Source organism: Mesorhizobium sp. M7A.T.Ca.US.000.02.2.1 (assembly GCF_003996995.1).
Lineage (GTDB): Bacteria > Pseudomonadota > Alphaproteobacteria > Rhizobiales > Rhizobiaceae > Mesorhizobium.
The window spans coordinates 1-3,994 of the sequence record NZ_RZTT01000491.1 but is presented as its reverse complement, the minus strand read 5'-3'; the positions used below and the strand labels follow the sequence as shown (position 1 = coordinate 3,994).

The 3,994-nt window shown below is 65.0% G+C and carries 2 protein-coding genes; both read right to left on the bottom strand.

The window, feature by feature from the left end:
* Positions 1 to 2,685, bottom strand: a 2,685-nt coding sequence (locus EOD15_RS30085; protein ID WP_148129706.1) for an efflux RND transporter permease subunit, incomplete at its 3' end; no start/stop codon positions are given.
* On the bottom strand, positions 2,682 to 3,845 hold the full coding sequence (locus EOD15_RS30080; RefSeq protein ID WP_127318704.1) for an efflux RND transporter periplasmic adaptor subunit: 1,164 nt from the start codon (positions 3,843 to 3,845) through the stop codon (positions 2,682 to 2,684). The genes EOD15_RS30080 and EOD15_RS30085, both read right to left, overlap by 4 nt.
* Between the last annotated feature and the right edge of the window lie 149 nt (positions 3,846 to 3,994).

Genomic DNA, 3,994 nt, shown 5'->3' with positions numbered 1-3,994 from the left:
GGCCAGCCCGAGCGGCACCGTCGCCATGATGACGACGGCGCTGACCAAACTTTCGAACTGCGCGGCCAGCACCAAAAGGATGATGACCAGCGCGAAGCCGAAAATGGTGACCATGGCGCTGTTGGTCTCGCCCAGCGTCGCCGCCTCGGCCAGCGGCAGGATGCGGCTGCCTGGCGGCAGCAGCGGCGTGGCGATTTGCTCGGCGCGGGTGAGCGCATCGCCAAGCGCGAAGTCGCCGCTGAGGTTGGACGTGATCGCCACAGAGGGCTGCTGCTGTTCGCGCGACAGCGACGGCGGCACGGCGCGTTCGGTCAGCGTGGCGATGGTCGACATCGGCACGAAACGTCCGTCGGCTGTTTTCAGAAAGATGTTTTCCAGATCCGTCGGATCGTTGATCGGATTGGTGGTCGAGACCAGCTTCACGCCGTAGCTGCGGTCGGCGATGTAGACGTCGACGACGTCGTTGCCGTCGAGCATGGCCTGCAAGGTGTTGGCCAGTCCTGATATGTCGATGCCGAGGTCGGAGGCCCGCTCGCGGTCGATGGCCACGGCGAGCTGCGGCTGCGTCGGGTCGATGGACAGGCGCGGTGTCTGGAAGCGCGGGTCCTTCTGCATCTCGGCGATGATCTTCACGGCGGCATCGCCGAGCGCCTTGCGGTCGTTGCCGACCAATGCGAACTGCAGGCCGTTGCCGGCGCCACGGATACCGAGGCTGTTGGGCTGCACCGGGAAGATACGCACGCTCGGCACCTGCCTGGTCAGCTGGCTGATCTCGGCCATGATCTCCTGCTGGCTGCGGCTGCGCTCGTTCCACGGCGCCAGCGTCATCACCATGAAGCCGGAGTTGTAGGAGCCGTTCTGGCCGGCATTTTCGAAAGTGCTGCGGATCTCGCCGGAATCGCGCATCGGCTGGATCAGTCTCTCGATCTTCTGCATCTGCTGCGTTGTGTAGTCGAGGCTGACGCCTTGCGGGGCGCTGATGCGCAGAAGCACGGCGGCGCGGTCCTCGGTCGGCGTCAGCTCCTGGCGGATGGTGCCGAACAGCGTGAAGGCGGTGCCGGCGAACAGCACCGCGACCAGAAGCACGATCCATGGCGCGTCGAGGCAGGCGTGCAGGCTGCGCTTGTAGGCCGTATTGAGCGCGCCGCCGATGCGGGCGCCCATGCCATGGCCACCTTCGTGGTGGAGCGATGCGCCGGTCAGCATGCGCGAGGCGAGCATCGGGCACAGCGTCAGCGCCACCACGCAGGACAAGAGCACCGACATGGCAAGCACGAAGCCGAATTCGCGGAAGAGGCCGCCGGTCTGGCCGGGCAGGAACGAAATCGGCACGAAGACGGCGACCAGCGTCAAGGTGGTGGCAATAACGGCAAAGAACACTTCCTGCGCGCCAAGCACAGCGGCCGCACGCGGTCCCATGCCTTCGTTGCGTCGTCGCACGATGTTTTCGAGCACGACGATGGCGTCGTCGACGACCAGGCCGGTCGCCAGCACCAGCGCGAGCAGGGTCAGGATGTTGACCGAGAAGCCGGCCAGATAGATGGCGGCGATGGTGCCGATCATGGCGACCGGCATCGCCAGGCCGGGGATCAGCGTCGCGCGCCAGTCGAGGAGAAACACATAGATGACGATCAGCACCATGGTGACGGACAGGCCGAGCGCGATCTCGACCTCGTGCACCGCGCCCTTGACGAAGACCGCGTCGTCGCTGGTGATCTTGATCGACATGCCCTTGGGCAGGTTTTCCTGCAGCTTGGCGACGGCGGACTGGACGCCGGTCGAGATGTCCAACGTGTTCGATTCCGCCTGGCGGATGATGCCGACGCCGATGCCGGTCTTGCCATCCGAACGCAATGTGGTCTGGCCGACGTCGGGGCCGAGCGTGACGGTGGCGACATCGCGGATGCGCGTCGTGCCGCCGATGATGATGTTTTCGAACTCTCCCGGCGTGGTGACGTCGGCAGTCGTGCGGACGATCAGGTCCTGGTTGGTTGTGGTGATCGAACCGGCAGGGGAATCGAAGGCGACCGAGGCAAGGGCGGCCCTGAGGTCGGCAACCGTGAAGCCGAGGCTGGCCAGCTTGTTCTGATCGACGTCGATGCGGAAGATCTTGTCGCGGTCGCCATAGACCTGGACGTCGGCAACGCCGGGCACGGCGGCCAACTCGTCCTCGATCTGGTCCTGGACCACCACGGTCATGTCCTGGATCGACATGTTGTCCGAGGTCACCGCCAGCCGCATCACCGGGTCGGAATTGGCGTCGGCCTTGACGATGCGCGGCGGATCGGCGGTGTCCGGCATCTGGTTGGCGACGCGGCCGACAGCATCACGCACGTCCGAGGCGGCGACATTCAGATCGACGCCATCGTTGAACTCGATGGTGACGCGGCTCGAGCCGAATGAGGAAGACGACGAGATCGACTTGACGCCGGAGACGCGGGCGACGGCGCCCTCGATGGTGTCGGTCAGTTCGCGATCGACGGTCTCGGCGGCCGCGCCCTCGAAGGTGGTGGAAACGGTGACGACCGCGCGATCGACATCAGGCAGTTCGCGGATCTCGACGCCGTAGAAGGCGGCCAGGCCGGCGACCGCAATCAGTGTGTTCAGCACGAAGGCCATCACCGGCCTGCGGATGAACAGGGCGGTGAAGCCGGTCTCGCTGGCAGTGTTGGCGGGGCTGGTCATGTGCCTGCGGCGGCGTCCGCGGCGCGCTGCTCTTCGCCGGCAAGGCGGACCGCGCCGCCCTCGCTTACGCTCTGGGTGCCCTCTGTGACCACCATGTCACCATTGTCGATCTCGGCGTCGATCAGCACGGTCTCGGTGTTGCGCTGTATGATGCGCACCGGGACCCGCCTGGCCTTGCCATCCTCGATCTGCCAGACATAGGCGCCGTCCGACCCCCACAGGATCGCCAGCGGGCTGACGGCCGGATAGATTTGCCCCGGAAATTTCATGGTGATGCCGAACGACATGCCGGCGCGCAGCGAATCGGCTGGGTTGGCGATCTTGGCCTTGACCAGCAGGGTGCGGCTCTTTTCATCGATGTGGTTGTCGATGGCCGAAACGGTGCCGCTATAAGCATTGCTGGGATTGGCGATCGGCGTCGCCGTCAACTGTGCGCCGACCTTGACGGCGGCAGCGAAGCGCTCGGGCACCAGGAAATCGACCAGGATCGAGGACCGGTCGTCGAGAGTGGCGATGGCCGACTGGTTGGTGACATAATTGCCGGCCGAGATCGGCAGGATGCCGACGGTGCCAGCGATCGGTGCCAGTATCGACCGGCGCTGCAGCGCCAGTTCCGCATCCTGAAGCGCCAGCTTGGCGCCGGCCAAGACCACTTCGGCATCGGCCACTGCGACTGGTGTCGCGGCATTGGAGGCACGAAGCGACCTGACGCGGTCGAGTTTGGCCTGCGCATCCTGCAAAGCGAGCTTGGCGCGGTCCTGAGAGATCACTTCGGTCTCGGAATCCAGGGTGGCGAGGATCTGTCCCTTATCGACATGGCTGCCGGATTCGACCAGCAGTTCGGCGAGGCGGCCGGAGCTGTAGGGATTGACGGTCACCGAGGCGTTGGCACGGCCGGTGCCGATTGCCTGCAGGCGGTCGTTGATAACAGCCGAAGTGGCCGCAAGGGCGACCACGTTCACCCGCTGGTTGCCGCCATTACGGCCGTTTGCCTGCTTCGCGTTGGCGGCGCCGGTCTCAGCCGGGGGCGTTGCCGCGGAGGCCCAGTCGATGCCCCAGCGTGCCAGCACGTCCGGCGCGCCGGGATAAAAGCGCAGCCAGGCGGCTGCCGCCACCACCAGCACCACAAGTCCAAAAAGTATCTGTTTCCAGGCGGCCATCGGCACTCCGGTTGGTAAAACAATCCTTCCGTCTACCGGTTTCCCGAAATGAAGCAGACGCAGCGAGGCTATTGTAAGGCAAAGAAGCCGCCTCGATATCGCGTCTTTATGACAATTCTCCGGGGGCTGCGCACATTAAATAATGTAAC